This window comes from Escherichia sp. 93.0816 (assembly GCF_013368855.2).
Taxonomy (GTDB): Bacteria; Pseudomonadota; Gammaproteobacteria; order Enterobacterales; family Enterobacteriaceae; genus Escherichia; species Escherichia ruysiae.
In genome coordinates this window covers 1-15,181 of sequence record NZ_JABWNC020000034.1, presented here as the reverse complement: position 1 = coordinate 15,181, position 15,181 = coordinate 1, and the positions used below count along the sequence as shown (strand labels likewise).

Here is a 15,181-nt window from a genome sequence, read left to right as displayed (position 1 = left end):
GATGGCTAAACAACCGGGATTAGATTTTCAAAGTGCCAAAGGTGGCTTAGGCGAGCTGAAACGCAGACTGCTGTTTGTTATCGGTGCGCTGATTGTGTTCCGTATTGGCTCTTTTATTCCGATCCCTGGTATTGATGCCGCTGTACTTGCCAAACTGCTTGAGCAACAGCGAGGCACCATCATTGAGATGTTTAACATGTTCTCTGGTGGTGCTCTCAGCCGTGCTTCTATCTTTGCTCTGGGGATCATGCCGTATATTTCGGCGTCGATCATTATCCAGCTGCTGACGGTGGTTCACCCAACGCTGGCAGAAATTAAGAAAGAAGGGGAGTCTGGTCGTCGTAAGATCAGCCAGTACACCCGTTACGGTACTCTGGTGCTGGCAATATTCCAGTCGATCGGTATTGCTACCGGTCTGCCGAATATGCCTGGTATGCAAGGCCTGGTTATTAACCCGGGCTTTGCATTCTACTTCACCGCTGTTGTAAGTCTGGTCACGGGAACCATGTTCCTGATGTGGTTGGGCGAACAGATCACTGAACGAGGTATCGGCAACGGTATTTCAATCATTATCTTCGCCGGTATTGTCGCGGGACTCCCGCCAGCCATTGCCCATACTATCGAGCAAGCGCGTCAAGGCGACCTGCACTTCCTCGTGTTGCTGTTGGTTGCAGTATTAGTATTTGCAGTGACGTTCTTTGTTGTATTTGTTGAGCGTGGTCAACGCCGCATTGTGGTAAACTACGCGAAACGTCAGCAAGGTCGTCGTGTCTATGCTGCACAGAGCACACATTTACCGCTGAAAGTGAATATGGCGGGGGTAATCCCGGCAATCTTCGCTTCCAGTATTATTCTGTTCCCGGCGACCATCGCGTCATGGTTCGGGGGCGGTACTGGTTGGAACTGGCTGACAACAATTTCGCTGTATTTGCAGCCTGGGCAACCGCTTTATGTGTTACTCTATGCGTCTGCAATCATCTTCTTCTGTTTCTTCTACACGGCGTTGGTTTTCAACCCGCGTGAAACAGCAGATAACCTGAAGAAGTCCGGTGCATTTGTACCAGGAATTCGTCCGGGAGAGCAAACGGCGAAGTATATCGATAAAGTAATGACCCGTCTGACCCTGGTTGGTGCGTTGTACATTACCTTTATCTGCCTGATCCCGGAGTTCATGCGTGATGCAATGAAAGTACCGTTCTACTTCGGTGGGACCTCACTGCTTATCGTTGTTGTCGTGATTATGGACTTTATGGCTCAAGTGCAAACTCTGATGATGTCCAGTCAGTATGAGTCTGCATTGAAGAAGGCGAACCTGAAAGGCTACGGCCGATAATTGGTCGCCCGAGAAGTTACGGAGAGTAAAAATGAAAGTTCGTGCTTCCGTCAAGAAATTATGCCGTAACTGCAAAATCGTTAAGCGTGATGGTGTCATCCGTGTGATTTGCAGTGCCGAGCCGAAGCATAAACAGCGCCAAGGCTGATTTATTCGCATATTTTTCTTGCAAAGTTGGGTTGAGCTGGCTAGATTAGCCAGCCAATCTTTTGTATGTCTGTGCGTTTCCATTTGAGTATCCTGAAAACGGGCTTTTCAGCATGGAACGTACATATTAAATAGTAGGAGTGCATAGTGGCCCGTATAGCAGGCATTAACATTCCTGATCATAAGCATGCCGTAATCGCATTAACTTCGATTTATGGCGTCGGCAAGACCCGTTCCAAAGCCATCCTGGCTGCAGCGGGTATCGCTGAAGATGTTAAGATCAGTGAGCTGTCTGAAGGACAAATCGACACGCTGCGTGACGAAGTTGCCAAATTTGTCGTTGAAGGTGATCTGCGCCGTGAAATCAGCATGAGCATCAAGCGCCTGATGGATCTTGGTTGCTATCGCGGTTTGCGTCATCGTCGTGGTCTCCCGGTTCGCGGTCAGCGTACCAAGACCAACGCACGTACCCGTAAGGGTCCGCGCAAACCGATCAAGAAATAATCGGGGTGATTGAATAATGGCAAAGGCACCAATTCGTGCACGTAAACGTGTAAGAAAACAAGTCTCTGACGGCGTGGCTCATATCCATGCTTCTTTCAACAACACCATCGTGACTATCACTGATCGTCAGGGTAACGCGTTGGGTTGGGCAACTGCCGGTGGTTCCGGTTTCCGTGGTTCTCGCAAATCCACTCCGTTTGCAGCTCAGGTTGCAGCAGAGCGTTGCGCTGACGCCGTGAAAGAATACGGCATCAAGAATCTGGAAGTTATGGTTAAAGGTCCGGGTCCAGGCCGCGAATCTACTATTCGTGCTCTGAACGCCGCAGGTTTCCGCATCACTAACATTACTGATGTGACTCCGATCCCTCATAACGGTTGTCGTCCGCCGAAAAAACGTCGCGTATAACGCTTCGTTTTCCAGGTTTGTTGGAGAAAGAAAATGGCAAGATATTTGGGTCCTAAGCTCAAGCTGAGCCGTCGTGAGGGCACCGACTTATTCCTTAAGTCTGGCGTTCGCGCGATCGATACCAAGTGTAAAATTGAACAAGCTCCTGGCCAGCACGGTGCGCGTAAACCGCGTCTGTCTGACTATGGTGTGCAGTTGCGTGAAAAGCAAAAAGTTCGCCGTATCTATGGTGTGCTGGAGCGTCAGTTCCGTAACTACTATAAAGAAGCAGCACGTCTGAAAGGCAACACCGGTGAAAACCTGTTGGCTCTGCTGGAAGGTCGTCTGGACAACGTTGTATACCGTATGGGCTTCGGTGCCACTCGTGCAGAAGCACGTCAGCTGGTTAGCCATAAAGCAATTATGGTAAACGGTCGTGTTGTTAACATCGCTTCTTATCAGGTTAGTCCGAATGACGTTGTAAGCATTCGTGAGAAAGCGAAGAAGCAGTCTCGCGTGAAAGCCGCTCTGGAGCTGGCTGAGCAGCGTGAAAAGCCAACCTGGCTGGAAGTTGATGCTGGCAAGATGGAAGGTACGTTTAAGCGTAAGCCGGAGCGTTCTGATCTGTCTGCGGACATTAACGAACACCTGATCGTCGAGCTTTACTCCAAGTAAAGCTTAGTACCAAAGAGAGGACACAATGCAGGGTTCTGTGACAGAGTTTCTAAAACCGCGCCTGGTTGATATCGAGCAAGTGAGTTCGACGCACGCCAAGGTGACCCTTGAGCCTTTAGAGCGTGGCTTTGGCCATACTCTGGGTAACGCACTGCGCCGTATTCTGCTCTCATCGATGCCGGGTTGCGCGGTGACCGAGGTTGAGATTGATGGTGTACTACATGAGTACAGCACCAAAGAAGGCGTTCAGGAAGATATCCTGGAAATCCTGCTCAACCTGAAAGGGCTGGCGGTGAGAGTTCAGGGCAAAGATGAAGTTATTCTTACCTTGAATAAATCTGGCATTGGCCCTGTGACTGCAGCCGATATCACCCACGACGGTGATGTCGAAATCGTCAAGCCGCAGCACGTGATCTGCCACCTGACCGATGAGAACGCGTCTATTAGCATGCGTATCAAAGTTCAGCGCGGTCGTGGTTATGTGCCGGCTTCTACCCGAATTCATTCGGAAGAAGATGAGCGCCCAATCGGCCGTCTGCTGGTCGACGCATGCTACAGCCCTGTAGAGCGTATTGCCTACAATGTTGAAGCAGCGCGTGTAGAACAGCGTACCGACCTGGACAAGCTGGTCATCGAAATGGAAACCAACGGCACAATCGATCCTGAAGAGGCGATTCGTCGTGCGGCAACCATTCTGGCTGAACAACTGGAAGCTTTCGTTGACTTACGTGATGTACGTCAGCCGGAAGTGAAAGAAGAGAAACCAGAGTTCGATCCGATCCTGCTGCGCCCTGTTGACGATCTGGAATTGACTGTCCGCTCTGCTAACTGCCTTAAAGCAGAAGCTATCCACTATATCGGTGATCTGGTACAGCGTACCGAGGTTGAGCTCCTTAAAACGCCTAACCTTGGTAAAAAATCTCTTACTGAGATTAAAGACGTGCTGGCTTCCCGTGGACTGTCTCTGGGTATGCGCCTGGAAAACTGGCCACCGGCAAGCATCGCTGACGAGTAACCGGATCACAGGTTAAGGTTTTACTGAGAAGGATAAGGTCATGCGCCATCGTAAGAGTGGTCGTCAACTGAACCGCAACAGCAGCCATCGCCAGGCTATGTTCCGCAATATGGCAGGTTCACTGGTTCGTCATGAAATCATCAAGACGACTCTGCCTAAAGCGAAAGAGCTGCGCCGCGTAGTTGAGCCGCTGATTACTCTTGCCAAGACTGATAGCGTTGCTAATCGTCGTCTGGCATTCGCCCGTACTCGTGATAACGAGATCGTGGCAAAACTGTTTAACGAACTGGGCCCGCGTTTCGCGAGCCGTGCCGGTGGTTACACTCGTATTCTGAAGTGTGGTTTCCGTGCAGGCGACAACGCGCCGATGGCTTACATCGAGCTGGTTGATCGTTCAGAGAAAGCAGAAGCTGCTGCAGAGTAATCTGAAGCAACGTAAAAAAACCCGCCCCGGCGGGTTTTTTTATACCTGTAGTATCCCCACTTATCTACAATAGCTGTACTCTTTTTGTTCATCCCCTGGAGTATTTATGTGGTTACTTGACCAGTGGGCAGAGCGCCATATATCAGAAGCGCAAGCGAAAGGTGAGTTTGATAACCTGCAAGGTAGCGGCGAACCATTGATACTTGATGATGATTCCCACGTGCCACCGGAATTACGTGCGGGGTATCGCTTGTTGAAGAATGCCGGTTACTTACCTCCAGAACTTGAACAGCGAAAGGAGGCAATTCAACTTCTGGATATCCTCAAAGGCATTCGCCAGGACGATCCGCAATATCATGAGATTAGTCGTCGGTTGTTATTACTGGAGTTAAAGCTGCGACAAGCAGGATTGAGCACCGATTTTTTACGTGGTGAGTATGCTGAAAAATTGTTGAATAAAATCAATGATAACTAATGGAGTAAATATGTATCGCATTGGTGAGCTGGCAAAACTTGCGGAAGTAACGCCTGACACGATTCGTTATTACGAAAAGCAACAAATGATGGATCATGAAGTACGTACCGAAGGTGGTTTTCGTCTTTATACCGAAAGCGATCTCCGACGTTTGAAGTTTATTCGTCACGCCAGACAGCTCGGTTTCAGTCTGGAGTCGATCCGCGAGTTGCTGTCGATCCGTATCGATCCTGAACACCATACCTGTCAGGAGTCAAAAGGTATTGTGCAGGAAAGATTGCAGGAAGTCGAAGCACGGATAGCCGAGTTGCAGAGTATGCAGCGTTCCTTGCAACGCCTTAACGATGCCTGTTGTGGGACCGCCCATAGCAGTGTTTATTGTTCGATTCTTGAAGCTCTTGAACAAGGGGCGAGTGGCGTTAAGAGTGGCTGTTGATTTATTGCACTGGCGGGATTACACTCGCGCCGTTAAACAACCAACTGGAGTTTTTATGAGCCGATATCAGCATACTAAAGGGCAGATAAAGGATAATGCGATAGAAGCATTACTGCATGACCCCCTGTTCAGACAACGTGTAGAGAAAAATAAAAAAGGGAAAGGCAGCTATATGCGAAAAGGAAAACATGGCAATCGGGGGAACTGGGAGGCCAGTGGCAAGAAAGTGAATCGCTTTTTTACCACTGGCCTTCTGCTTTCTGGCGCTTGTTAAGAGCGGTTATTCTGCTCTTTCAGCAAATCACGAATTTCTGTCAGTAATACTTCTTCTTTAGTTGGTGCTGGAGCCGCCGCCGGTTCTTCTTTTTTCCGATTCAGTTTGTTGATTAGCTTAATCGCCATAAAGATGGCAAAGGCAACAATCAGAAAATCAAACACGTTTTGAATGAAGACGCCGTAATGCATAACAACAGCGGGTACATCCCCCTGCGCATCGCGTAATGTGACAGCAAACTGTTTAAAGTCGATCCCGCCAATTAATAAACCCAGTGGCGGCATGATGATATCGGCAACCAGTGAGGAGACAATCTTACCGAATGCCGTGCCGATAATGACACCCACTGCCAAATCCACCACGTTCCCGCGCATCGCAAATTTGCGAAATTCTTTAATAATGCTCATGTTATTCTCCCTATGAAACTGACATTTATAAGTCTAACAAATGTTAAGCCATTTTCCTGCCAGGAATGAATTTAATTAATCCTTGATAATCAAAGGGAAATAATAAGGCGTCATTAGACGCCTTATTAATTACAAAAAGAAAGGGCTTGGCTGGAAGAGTCTTTCGACGTCGGTAATAAACTTTTTATCTGTGAGGAACATAATTACGTGATCGCCTTGCTCAATGCGTAAATTATCATTAGCAATCATCACGTCGTTTCCACGTACCACCGCACCGATAATTGTCCCAGGCGGCAGTTTAATTTCATCAATAACCCGACCAACAACACGAGAAGTGCTCTCATCACCGTGAGCAACAGCTTCAATAGCTTCAGCCACACCGCGACGGAGTGAGGAAACACCAACAATATCAGCTTTTCGCACATGACTGAGCAACGCAGAAATAGTTGCCTGTTGCGGTGAAATAGCAATATCGATCACGCTTCCTTGAACCAGATCCACATAAGCGCGACGCTGGATCAACACCATCACCTTTTTCGCCCCCATACGTTTGGCAAGCATGGCGGACATGATATTGGCTTCGTCATCGTTGGTGACGGCAATAAATAGATCAACTTGATCAATATGTTCTTCAGCCAGCAGTTCCTGATCCGACGCATCGCCAAAAAAGACGATCGTATTCTGCAACTTTTCCGCCAATTCGGCTGCGCGCTGCTGATTACGTTCGATGAGTTTGACGCTGTAATCTTTTTCCAGACGACGCGCCAGTCCAGCGCCGATGTTGCCGCCGCCTACCAGCATAATCCGCTTATACGGTTTTTCCAGACGTTGTAATTCGCTCATCACCGCGCGGATATGTTGTGAAGCGGCAATAAAGAACACTTCATCACCAGCTTCAACGATGGTCGAACCTTGCGGACGAATGGGGCGATCGTGGCGGAAAATTGCTGCCACACGAGTATCGATATGTGGCATATGTTCGCGCATGGTCGAAAGTGCATTACCAATCAACGGGCCACCATAATAGGCTTTAACCACAGCCAGGCTGACTTTACCCTCAGCGAAGTTCACCACCTGCAATGCGCCGGGATACTCAATCAGTCGGTAAATATTATCGATAACCAACTGCTCTGGCGCGATCAGATGATCAATCGGTACGGCATCAGAATGGAATAGCTTATCAGCATCTCGAACGTAGTCCGGCGAGCGGATACGAGCGATGCGATTAGGGGTGTTGAAAAGTGAGTAGGCTACCTGGCAGGCAACCATATTAGTTTCATCTGAACTGGTTACAGCAACCAGCATATCGGCGTCGTCGGCACCGGCCTCCCGCAATACGCGTGGATGAGAGCCATGCCCCTGCACAACACGCAGGTCAAATTTATCCTGCAAGGTCCGCAGACGCTCACCATTAGTATCGACAACGGTAATATCGTTGTTCTCACCAACCAGGTTTTCCGCCAGCGTGCCGCCAACCTGACCGGCACCCAGAATGATAATTTTCATCAGTCGCGACCCGTTATCTCATCACTTTTTGATTAGCTTAGCGTAAAAGAAGCCGTCGCCTTCTTCGGAGCCTGGCAGATTTTGCTTACCAGGTTGCTCTGGTGTTCCTGTTTCGCAAAGTACGGCATCATCCGTACGTTGCAAAAAGGCTTTAATCTGCTGGCTATTCTCTTCCGGTAACACCGAACAGGTGGCATAAACCAGGGTTCCACCGGATTTTAAATGCGGCCAGATGGCGTCAAGAATTTCAGACTGCAACTGCGCGAGTTCCGGGATATCGCGGTCGCGACGCAACCATTTAATATCCGGATGGCGACGAATTACACCGGTTGCCGAACAAGGCGCATCTAATAAAATGCGATCAAACTGTTGCTCTCCGCACCATTGGGAAGGGTAACGGCCATCACCTTGTTTCACGGTTGCCTTCATACCAAGGCGTTTTAAATTGTCGTAAACGCGAGAAAGGCGCTGTTCGTCAATATCAACCGCCAGCACTTGCGCTTCTGGTGCCACCTCAAGGATATGTGTTGTTTTACCGCCGGGGGCGGCACAAAGATCCAGAATGTGTTCACCGTTTTGTGGAGCAAGCCAGGTCATGCAACCTTGTGCTGATGCATCCTGAACGGTAACCCATCCTTCTTCAAAACCTGGTAGCGCATGAACCGGCGCGGGTGTTTCCAGGCGTACAGCATCCGGGTAATCCGCATGTGGGAAGCCTTTCATGCCTGCTTCTTCCAGAAGTGCAATCCAGCTATCGCGAGAATGATGCGTACGATTAACGCGCAGCCACATCGGCGGGCGTTGGTTATTGGCTTCAACGATAGATTGCCACTGCTCTGGATACGCTTTTTGCAGACGCTTCAGCAACCAGGAAGGATGCAGATAACGTGCATCACTGGCATTAAACTCGGCTAATAACTCTTCTTGCTGACGCTGGAACTGGCGTAATACGCCGTTAATCAACCCTTTAAGCTGCGGGCGTTTAATCGCAACTGCGCCTTCAACTGTTTCCGCAAGCGCGGCGTGTGGCGGAATACGGGTATAAAGTAGTTGGTACAGTCCGACCATAATCAGGTAATGCACGGTCCGCTGTTTGCCGGTCATCGGACGGGCCATTAACTTATTAATCAGCCAGTCTAGCTGTGAGAGCGTACGCAGTACGCCAAAGCACAACTCTTGAAGAAGTGCTTTGTCTTTATCGGAAACTTTTTGCTGTAGCGGTGGCAGAATGTTGCTTAATGATTGCCCTTGCTCGACGACTTGTTCAATGGCCTGGGCCGCCATGCTACGTAAATTACGTTGTTTTTTCATAAGTATAAAAATAAAAATGCCCGGCAAGACCGGGCTTAGAAGAGTGGACTATCAGGCCAGACGGTTGCCCGGAACAAACCATTCCCGACGAGAATTCAGGAGGTCTTGCGCGCTCATCGCTTTCTTACCCGCAGGTTGTAACGAGAGCAGGTTCAGGATGCCATCACCAGTCGCAACCTGGATGCCTTGTTTGTTGGCTTCAAGGATCGTTCCTGGTGCGGCTTTGGTTGCCGTATCAATGACCGACGCTTTCCAGACTTTAACCGGCTGTCCTTCAATTTCCAGCCAGCTCATTGGCCATGGATTGAAAGCGCGAATGCAGCGTTCAAGTTGGGCTGCCGAAAGCGACCAGTCAATACGCGCTTCTTCTTTACTCAACTTTTCAGCGTAAGTGACAAGAGTTTCGTCCTGAACTTCTGGTTTCGCCGTGCCGTCTGCCAGTTGTTTCAACGTGGTGATAAGCCCTTGTGGGCCAAGCTCTGCCAGTTTGTCGTACAGCGTACCACTGGTATCTTCTGCGGTAATCGGACAGGAGAGTTTATAAAGCATGTCGCCGGTGTCCAAACCGACATCCATTTGCATAATGGTCACGCCAGTTTCTGCATCACCCGCCCATAACGAACGTTGGATTGGCGCGGCACCGCGCCAGCGAGGCAGCAGTGAACCATGAACATTGATACAGCCGAGACGTGGCATCTCCAGCACAGCTTTAGGCAGAATCAGCCCATAAGCGACGACGACCATAACATCAGCTTGCAGATCGGCGACCAGTTGCTGGTTTTCTTGTGGACGCAAGGAAACAGGCTGAAAAACGGGTAAGCCTTTTTCTTCAGCCAGCACTTTGACCGGACTGGGCATCAGCTTTTTGCCGCGTCCTGCTGGTCGGTCAGGTTGGGTAAACACGCCAACAACGTTATGTCCAGAAGACAACAGCGCGTCAAGATGACGCGCTGCAAAGTCAGGTGTACCCGCAAAAATAATACGTAGTGATTCTGACACGTTAATTCTTATCCTTAAGCCCGGGCTTTCAGACGATCCAGTTTTTCAACTTTCTGACGAATACGTTGTTGTTTCAGCGGTGACAGGTAATCCATAAACAGTTTGCCAACCAGATGATCCATCTCATGCTGAATACAGATGGCTAACAGACCGTCTGCTTCCAGTTCAAATGGTTTACCGTCGCGGTCCAGGGCGCGAATTTTCACTTTCTCTGCGCGCGGAACTAAAGCACGTTGTTCAGGGATCGACAGGCAACCTTCTTCAATGCCTGTTTCGCCGCTTTTTTCTAAAAGCTCCGGATTGATTAACACCAACCGTTCGTCACGGTTTTCCGAAACATCAATAACAATGATACGTTGATGGATATCAACCTGGGTTGCCGCCAGGCCAATACCTTCTTCTGCGTACATCGTCTCGAACATATCATCGACGATACGCTGAATTTCTGCATTCACTTCTTCTACCGGCTTAGCAACTTTGCGAAGCCGCTCGTCCGGAATATGTAACACTTGCAAAACTGACATAAATCTCCAGAGATGTGTTCAGGAGTTAGAAAGATTATTTCTTCTATTCTAGACAAATCCCCCTCTGATTGACAGCATCACTGACCAATCGCAAAGATTGCTAAGGCTGCTTATGGCAAGGAGATAAGGATGGTCGATACAGAAATTTGGCTGCGTCTGATGAGCATCAGCAACTTGTACGGCGATGATATGGTCCGTATAGCTCACGCGTTGGCGAAACTACCACACATTGATGTTGTTATATTGCAACAAGTAGGGCTTTCATTACGGCAGGCACAGCGTTTCCTCTCTTTTTCGCAGAAGAGTCTGGATAGTGCGCTTATGTGGCTTGAGCAACCAAACCATCATTTTATCCCAGCGGATAGCGAATTTTACCCTCCTCAACTTCTCGCAACGGTTGATTATCCCGGAGCTCTGTTTGTTGCTGGGGAGCTTCCCGCATTACGATCATTTCAGCTTGCCGTCGTGGGAAGTCGTGCTCATTCATGGTATGGCGAACGCTGGGGACGATTATTTTGCGAATCGCTGGCGACACGTGGCGTAACGATTACCAGTGGACTGGCGCGTGGAATCGATGGTGTGGCGCATAAAGCGGCGGTACAGGTAAATGGCGTTAGTATTGCGGTGCTGGGAAATGGACTCAATACCATTCACCCGCGTCGCCATATTCAACTCGCCGCTAGTCTGCTTGAACAGGGAGGCGCGATCGTTTCCGAATTTCCGCTGGATGTTCCGCCACTGTCTTACAATTTCCCGCGAAGAAATCGCATTATCAGTGGTCTAAGTAAAGGTGTACTGGTGGTGGAAGCGGCTTTACGCAGTGGTTCTTTGGTAACAGCACGTTGTGCGCTTGAACAGGGGCGAGAAGTTTTTGCCTTGCCCGGTCCATTAGGGAGTCCGGGAAGCGAAGGGTCTCACTGGTTAATAAAACAAGGTGCGACTCTTGTGACGGAACCGGAAGAAATTCTGGAAAATTTGCAATACGGGCTGCACTGGTTGCCAGATGCCCCTGAAAATTCATTTTATTCACCAGATCAGGAAGACGTGGCATTGCCATTTCCTGAGCTCCTGGCTAACGTAGGAGATGAGGTAACACCTGTTGACGTCGTCGCTGAACGTGCCGGCCAACCTGTGCCAGAGGTAGTTACTCAACTACTAGAACTGGAGTTAGCAGGATGGATCGCAGCAGTACCCGGCGGCTATGTCCGATTGAGGAGGGCATGCCATGTTCGACGTACTAATGTATTTGTTTGAAACCTATATTCACACAGAAGCTGAGTTGCGTGTGGATCAAGACAAACTTGAACAGGATCTTACCGACGCAGGATTTGATCGAGAAGATATCTACAATGCCCTGCTTTGGCTGGAAAAGCTTGCTGATTATCAGGAAGGACTGGCAGAACCGATGCAACTGGCCTCTGATCCACTCTCCATGCGTATTTATACTCCTGAAGAGTGTGAAAGACTGGACGCCAGCTGTCGTGGGTTTCTGCTTTTCCTTGAGCAAATTCAGGTGCTTAACCTTGAAACCCGTGAAATGGTGATAGAGCGAGTGCTCGCGCTGGATACCGCAGAGTTCGACCTGGAAGACTTGAAATGGGTAATCCTGATGGTGTTGTTCAATATTCCGGGCTGCGAAAATGCGTACCAGCAAATGGAAGAATTACTCTTTGAAGTGAATGAAGGTATGCTGCATTAATCATTTCTTTAATTCAGCATAAGTTGTTATGGCAAAATCAGCACTGTTCACGGTGCGTAATAATGAGTCCTGCCCAAAGTGCGGGGCTGAACTGGTTATTCGATCCGGGAAACACGGTCCGTTTCTTGGATGCTCACAGTATCCGGCGTGTGACTACGTCCGTCCTCTGAAATCTTCAGCGGATGGACATATTGTCAAAGTTCTGGAGGGGCAGGTTTGCCCCGTATGTGGCGCAAATCTGGTATTACGCCAGGGACGCTTTGGTATGTTTATTGGTTGCAGTAACTACCCTGAATGCGAACATACCGAACTTATCGATAAACCGGACGAAACAGCAATTACATGTCCCCAATGCCGGACGGGCCATCTGGTCCAGCGCCGCTCCCGTTATGGCAAAACATTTCACTCCTGTGATCGCTACCCGGAGTGTCAATTTGCCATTAACTTCAAACCCATAGCTGGAGAATGCCCTGAGTGTCATTATCCGCTACTCATCGAAAAGAAAACCGCGCAGGGTGTTAAACACTTTTGTGCCAGTAAACAATGTGGAAAGCCGGTTTCGGCGGAATAATAACGTGAATAATAACCTGCAAGGAGACGCTATCGCAGCTGCGATAGATGTCCTCAATGAAGAACGTGTCATCGCCTATCCAACGGAAGCCGTTTTCGGTGTTGGGTGCGATCCTGATAGCGAAACAGCAGTGATGCAACTGTTGGAGTTAAAACAGCGTCCGGTTGATAAGGGGCTGATTTTAATCGCAGCAAATTACGAGCAGCTTAAACCCTATATTGATGACACCATGTTGACTGACGTGCAGCGTGAAACCATTTTTTCCCGCTGGCCAGGTCCTGTCACCTTTGTCTTTCCCGCGCCTGCGACAACACCGCGCTGGTTGACGGGCCGCTTTGATTCGCTTGCTGTACGAGTCACCGACCATCCGTTGGTGGTTGCTTTGTGCCAGGCTTATGGTAAACCGCTGGTTTCTACCAGTGCCAACTTGAGTGGATTGCCACCTTGTCGAACAGTAGACGAAGTTCGCGCACAATTTGGTGCGGAGTTCCCGGTTGTGCCTGGTGAGACGGGGGGGCGTTTAAATCCTTCAGAAATCCGCGATGCCCTGACGGGTGAACTGTTTCGACAGGGGTAAGTTGATGGAAACCTATGCTGTTTTTGGTAATCCGATTGCACATAGCAAATCGCCATTCATTCATCAGCAATTTGCGCAGCAGCTGAATATTGAGCATCCCTATGGGCGCGAGTTGGCACCCATTAATGATTTCATCAACACACTGAATGCATTCTTTGCCGCTGGTGGTAAAGGTGCGAATGTGACGGTGCCTTTTAAAGAAGAGGCTTTTGCCAGAGCGGATGAGCTTACTGAACGGGCAGCGTTGGCTGGTGCTGTTAATACCCTCAAGCGGTTAGAAGATGGACGCCTGCTGGGTGACAATACCGATGGCGTAGGTTTGTTAAGCGATCTGGAACGTCTCTCTTTTATCCGCTCTGGCTTACGTATTCTGCTTATTGGCGCTGGCGGGGCGTCTCGTGGCGTATTACTGCCGCTCCTTTCCCTGGACTGTGCGGTAACAATCACTAATCGGACGGTTTCCCGCGCGGAAGAGTTGGCAAAATTGTTTGCGCATACGGGCAGTGTTCAGGCGTTGGGTATGGACAAACTGGAAGGACATGAGTTCGATCTCATTATTAATGCAACATCCAGTGGCATTAGTGGCGATATTCCAGCGATTCCAGCATCGCTTATTCATCCAGGTATTTGTTGTTATGACATGTTCTATCAGAAAGGGAAAACGCCTTTTCTGACATGGTGTGAGCTGCAAGGCTCAAAGCGTAATGCTGATGGATTAGGGATGCTGGTGGCACAGGCGGCACATGCTTTCCTTCTTTGGCATGGTGTCCTGCCTGACGTAGAACCAGTTATCAAACAATTGCAACAGGAGTTGTCAGCGTGAATCAGGCCATCCAGTTTCCAGACAGGGAGGAGTGGAATGAGAGCAAAAAATGCGTATGTTTTCCCGCTCTGGTGAACGGTATGCAACTGACTTGTGCAATTACTGGCGAAAGTCTGGCGAATCGCTTTACAGGGGATACGCCAGAACAGTACATAGCGAATTTTCGTCAGCATCGCTGGGACTTGGAAGAAGAAGCAGAAAGCTTAATTCAGGCTCAAAGCGAAGATGATCAAGGTTGGGTTTGGTTGCTTTGATCCAGATACTCGTCTTTCCATTTCACGTAGTTATTAGCTGAATAGCGTAACCCAGACTTTTCTTCATCAGTTAACGGGCGGATCTGCTTGACGGGGCTACCGAGATACAGATATCCGCTCTCCAGCCGTTTATTTTGTGGGACAAGGCTACCCGCCCCAATCATCACATCATCTTCTACTATTGCGCCATCAAGTAAAATTGAGCCCATCCCAACCAGCACACGATTGCCAATGGTGCAGCCGTGGAGCATCACTTTATGTCCAACCGTAACGTCTTCGCCGACGATCAACGGATTGCCTTGTGGATTAGCCGTTGATTTATGGGTCACGTGTAAGACGCTGCCATCCTGGATATTGGTTCGGGCGCAGATCTGTACATAATTAACATCACCACGAATTACAACAAGTGGCCAGATTCCCACATCATCGGCCAACCGAACATCACCAATAACCACACTACTACTGTCGATCATGACTCGCTGACCGATTTGTGGAAAAAGATCCCGGTATGGGCGTAGAGTGTCTGACATACTTACCTCAACGAAAAATGATTTATCTATGACTTTGGGTGCTTTATTAGCCTTGCGCAAGTGTTTTGCTATGTAAAAATGCGCCATTTTGCATGTGAATGCAGCAAAGAGGATGAAAAAACAACAAACAGAAAAAAAGATCAAAAAAGTGCTTGTGCAAAAAATTGGGATCCCTATAATGCGCCTCCGTTGAGACGACAACGTGAAACACTTCACAAGATGGTCGTAACAACGAAGAGAAAAAATCCTGAAATTCGGGGTTGACTCTGAAAGAGGAAAGCGTAATATACGCCACCTCGCGACAGTGAGCTG

The 15,181-nt window shown here is 49.0% G+C and carries 23 protein-coding genes; 16 read left to right on the top strand and 7 right to left on the bottom strand.

Annotated elements, in window-relative coordinates:
- The first annotated feature begins 1 nt into the window (after position 1).
- The 10 genes from secY (at position 2) to arfA (ending at position 5,668) form a co-directional block, all read left to right on the top strand.
- On the top strand, positions 2-1,333 hold the full coding sequence (gene secY / locus HEM79_RS21155) for a preprotein translocase subunit SecY (RefSeq protein WP_001118861.1): 1,332 nt from the start codon (positions 2-4) through the stop codon (positions 1,331-1,333).
- Between the two features lie 31 nt (positions 1,334-1,364).
- Positions 1,365-1,481 (top strand): 50S ribosomal protein L36, encoded by a 117-nt coding sequence (gene rpmJ, locus HEM79_RS21150; protein ID WP_000868187.1) that lies wholly within the window; start codon positions 1,365-1,367, stop codon positions 1,479-1,481.
- A gap of 146 nt (positions 1,482-1,627) precedes the next feature.
- The gene (rpsM, locus tag HEM79_RS21145; RefSeq protein WP_000090775.1) at positions 1,628-1,984 is read left to right on the top strand and encodes a 30S ribosomal protein S13; all 357 of its coding nucleotides are present in this window, start codon (positions 1,628-1,630) and stop codon (positions 1,982-1,984) included.
- A gap of 16 nt (positions 1,985-2,000) precedes the next feature.
- The gene (rpsK, locus tag HEM79_RS21140; RefSeq protein WP_001029684.1) at positions 2,001-2,390 is read left to right on the top strand and encodes a 30S ribosomal protein S11; all 390 of its coding nucleotides are present in this window, start codon (positions 2,001-2,003) and stop codon (positions 2,388-2,390) included.
- A 33-nt stretch (positions 2,391-2,423) separates the two neighbouring features.
- Positions 2,424-3,044, top strand: coding sequence for a 30S ribosomal protein S4 (gene rpsD, locus HEM79_RS21135; RefSeq protein ID WP_000135224.1), 621 nt, complete (start codon positions 2,424-2,426; stop codon positions 3,042-3,044).
- A gap of 25 nt (positions 3,045-3,069) precedes the next feature.
- A complete protein-coding gene (locus HEM79_RS21130; RefSeq protein WP_001162094.1) occupies positions 3,070-4,059 on the top strand; it encodes a DNA-directed RNA polymerase subunit alpha in 990 nt (329 codons plus the stop codon).
- Positions 4,060-4,099: 40 nt separating this feature from the next.
- Positions 4,100-4,483, top strand: a complete 384-nt coding sequence (gene rplQ / locus HEM79_RS21125; protein ID WP_001216368.1) for a 50S ribosomal protein L17 — start codon at positions 4,100-4,102, stop codon at positions 4,481-4,483.
- A 106-nt stretch (positions 4,484-4,589) separates the two neighbouring features.
- Positions 4,590-4,958 (top strand): DnaJ family domain-containing protein, encoded by a 369-nt coding sequence (locus HEM79_RS21120; RefSeq protein WP_176241578.1) that lies wholly within the window; start codon positions 4,590-4,592, stop codon positions 4,956-4,958.
- 10 nt (positions 4,959-4,968) lie between these two features.
- Positions 4,969-5,394 carry a Zn(2+)-responsive transcriptional regulator gene (gene zntR / locus HEM79_RS21115; protein WP_000285594.1) on the top strand — a complete coding sequence of 142 codons (426 nt, stop codon included), beginning with the start codon at positions 4,969-4,971 and terminating at the stop codon, positions 5,392-5,394.
- 55 nt (positions 5,395-5,449) lie between these two features.
- Positions 5,450-5,668 carry an alternative ribosome-rescue factor ArfA gene (gene arfA, locus HEM79_RS21110; RefSeq protein WP_000092701.1) on the top strand — a complete coding sequence of 73 codons (219 nt, stop codon included), beginning with the start codon at positions 5,450-5,452 and terminating at the stop codon, positions 5,666-5,668.
- On the opposite strand, the gene mscL is transcribed toward arfA, so the two are convergent.
- From mscL to def, 5 genes are all read right to left on the bottom strand, one after another.
- Positions 5,665-6,075: a large-conductance mechanosensitive channel protein MscL gene (gene mscL, locus HEM79_RS21105; protein WP_176241579.1), complete on the bottom strand. Its 411-nt coding sequence runs from the start codon at positions 6,073-6,075 to the stop codon at positions 5,665-5,667. The genes arfA and mscL overlap by 4 nt on opposite strands.
- Positions 6,076-6,204: 129 nt before the next feature.
- On the bottom strand, positions 6,205-7,581 hold the full coding sequence (gene trkA, locus HEM79_RS21100; protein ID WP_000691382.1) for a Trk system potassium transporter TrkA: 1,377 nt from the start codon (positions 7,579-7,581) through the stop codon (positions 6,205-6,207).
- A 21-nt stretch (positions 7,582-7,602) separates the two neighbouring features.
- The gene (gene rsmB, locus HEM79_RS21095; protein WP_105286030.1) at positions 7,603-8,892 is read right to left on the bottom strand and encodes a 16S rRNA (cytosine(967)-C(5))-methyltransferase RsmB; all 1,290 of its coding nucleotides are present in this window, start codon (positions 8,890-8,892) and stop codon (positions 7,603-7,605) included.
- Between the two features lie 51 nt (positions 8,893-8,943).
- Complete coding sequence (fmt, locus tag HEM79_RS21090) at positions 8,944-9,891, bottom strand: methionyl-tRNA formyltransferase (protein WP_176241580.1); 948 nt, start codon at positions 9,889-9,891, stop codon at positions 8,944-8,946.
- Positions 9,892-9,905: 14 nt separating this feature from the next.
- Entirely contained in the window at positions 9,906-10,415 is a 510-nt protein-coding gene (gene def / locus HEM79_RS21085) for a peptide deformylase (RefSeq protein ID WP_000114984.1), read from the bottom strand.
- A gap of 129 nt (positions 10,416-10,544) precedes the next feature.
- Here def and dprA point away from each other — a divergent pair, with 129 nt between their 5' ends.
- From dprA to HEM79_RS21055, 6 genes are read left to right on the top strand one after another with little or no spacing between them, the layout of a single operon-like run.
- A complete protein-coding gene (dprA, locus tag HEM79_RS21080) occupies positions 10,545-11,669 on the top strand; it encodes a DNA-protecting protein DprA (protein WP_176241581.1) in 1,125 nt (374 codons plus the stop codon).
- Positions 11,641-12,114, top strand: coding sequence for a DUF494 family protein Smg (gene smg / locus HEM79_RS21075; protein ID WP_000460672.1), 474 nt, complete (start codon positions 11,641-11,643; stop codon positions 12,112-12,114). Before dprA ends, smg begins: the two co-directional genes overlap by 29 nt.
- Positions 12,115-12,142: 28 nt before the next feature.
- Positions 12,143-12,685: a DNA topoisomerase family protein gene (locus HEM79_RS21070; RefSeq protein ID WP_001129726.1), complete on the top strand. Its 543-nt coding sequence runs from the start codon at positions 12,143-12,145 to the stop codon at positions 12,683-12,685.
- Positions 12,686-12,689: 4 nt separating this feature from the next.
- Positions 12,690-13,262: an L-threonylcarbamoyladenylate synthase type 1 TsaC gene (gene tsaC, locus HEM79_RS21065; RefSeq protein WP_176241582.1), complete on the top strand. Its 573-nt coding sequence runs from the start codon at positions 12,690-12,692 to the stop codon at positions 13,260-13,262.
- Between the two features lie 4 nt (positions 13,263-13,266).
- Positions 13,267-14,085, top strand: coding sequence for a shikimate dehydrogenase (aroE, locus tag HEM79_RS21060; RefSeq protein WP_176241583.1), 819 nt, complete (start codon positions 13,267-13,269; stop codon positions 14,083-14,085).
- A complete protein-coding gene (locus HEM79_RS21055) occupies positions 14,082-14,339 on the top strand; it encodes a DUF1488 family protein (RefSeq protein WP_001070586.1) in 258 nt (85 codons plus the stop codon). Before aroE ends, HEM79_RS21055 begins: the two co-directional genes overlap by 4 nt.
- On the opposite strand, the gene HEM79_RS21050 is transcribed toward HEM79_RS21055, so the two are convergent.
- Both HEM79_RS21050 and HEM79_RS22510 read right to left on the bottom strand, forming a co-directional pair.
- Positions 14,315-14,869, bottom strand: coding sequence for a gamma carbonic anhydrase family protein (locus HEM79_RS21050; protein WP_176241584.1), 555 nt, complete (start codon positions 14,867-14,869; stop codon positions 14,315-14,317). The two genes, HEM79_RS21055 and HEM79_RS21050, sit on opposite strands and share 25 nt — an antisense overlap.
- Positions 14,870-14,915: 46 nt before the next feature.
- Positions 14,916-15,181, bottom strand: a 266-nt coding sequence (locus tag HEM79_RS22510) for a hypothetical protein (RefSeq protein ID WP_207105872.1), incomplete at its 5' end; no start/stop codon positions are given.

Bases quoted from the DNA above. Each gene is read 5' to 3' on its own strand.
- rplQ (WP_001216368.1), top strand. From the start codon at position 4,100: ATGCGCCATCGTAAGAGTGGTCGTCAACTGAACCGCAACAGCAGCCAT.
- secY (WP_001118861.1), top strand. From the start codon at position 2: ATGGCTAAACAACCGGGATTAGATTTTCAAAGTGCCAAAGGTGGCTTA.
- rsmB (WP_105286030.1), bottom strand. From the start codon at position 8,892: ATGAAAAAACAACGTAATTTACGTAGCATGGCGGCCCAGGCCATTGAA.
- HEM79_RS21070 (WP_001129726.1), top strand. From the start codon at position 12,143: ATGGCAAAATCAGCACTGTTCACGGTGCGTAATAATGAGTCCTGCCCA.
- rpsK (WP_001029684.1), top strand. From the start codon at position 2,001: ATGGCAAAGGCACCAATTCGTGCACGTAAACGTGTAAGAAAACAAGTC.
- HEM79_RS21130 (WP_001162094.1), top strand. From the start codon at position 3,070: ATGCAGGGTTCTGTGACAGAGTTTCTAAAACCGCGCCTGGTTGATATC.
- arfA (WP_000092701.1), top strand. From the start codon at position 5,450: ATGAGCCGATATCAGCATACTAAAGGGCAGATAAAGGATAATGCGATA.
- mscL (WP_176241579.1), bottom strand. From the start codon at position 6,075: ATGAGCATTATTAAAGAATTTCGCAAATTTGCGATGCGCGGGAACGTG.
- rpmJ (WP_000868187.1), top strand. From the start codon at position 1,365: ATGAAAGTTCGTGCTTCCGTCAAGAAATTATGCCGTAACTGCAAAATC.
- rpsD (WP_000135224.1), top strand. From the start codon at position 2,424: ATGGCAAGATATTTGGGTCCTAAGCTCAAGCTGAGCCGTCGTGAGGGC.
- def (WP_000114984.1), bottom strand. From the start codon at position 10,415: ATGTCAGTTTTGCAAGTGTTACATATTCCGGACGAGCGGCTTCGCAAA.
- smg (WP_000460672.1), top strand. From the start codon at position 11,641: ATGTTCGACGTACTAATGTATTTGTTTGAAACCTATATTCACACAGAA.
- aroE (WP_176241583.1), top strand. From the start codon at position 13,267: ATGGAAACCTATGCTGTTTTTGGTAATCCGATTGCACATAGCAAATCG.
- HEM79_RS21120 (WP_176241578.1), top strand. From the start codon at position 4,590: ATGTGGTTACTTGACCAGTGGGCAGAGCGCCATATATCAGAAGCGCAA.
- trkA (WP_000691382.1), bottom strand. From the start codon at position 7,581: ATGAAAATTATCATTCTGGGTGCCGGTCAGGTTGGCGGCACGCTGGCG.
- HEM79_RS21050 (WP_176241584.1), bottom strand. From the start codon at position 14,869: ATGTCAGACACTCTACGCCCATACCGGGATCTTTTTCCACAAATCGGT.
- dprA (WP_176241581.1), top strand. From the start codon at position 10,545: ATGGTCGATACAGAAATTTGGCTGCGTCTGATGAGCATCAGCAACTTG.
- zntR (WP_000285594.1), top strand. From the start codon at position 4,969: ATGTATCGCATTGGTGAGCTGGCAAAACTTGCGGAAGTAACGCCTGAC.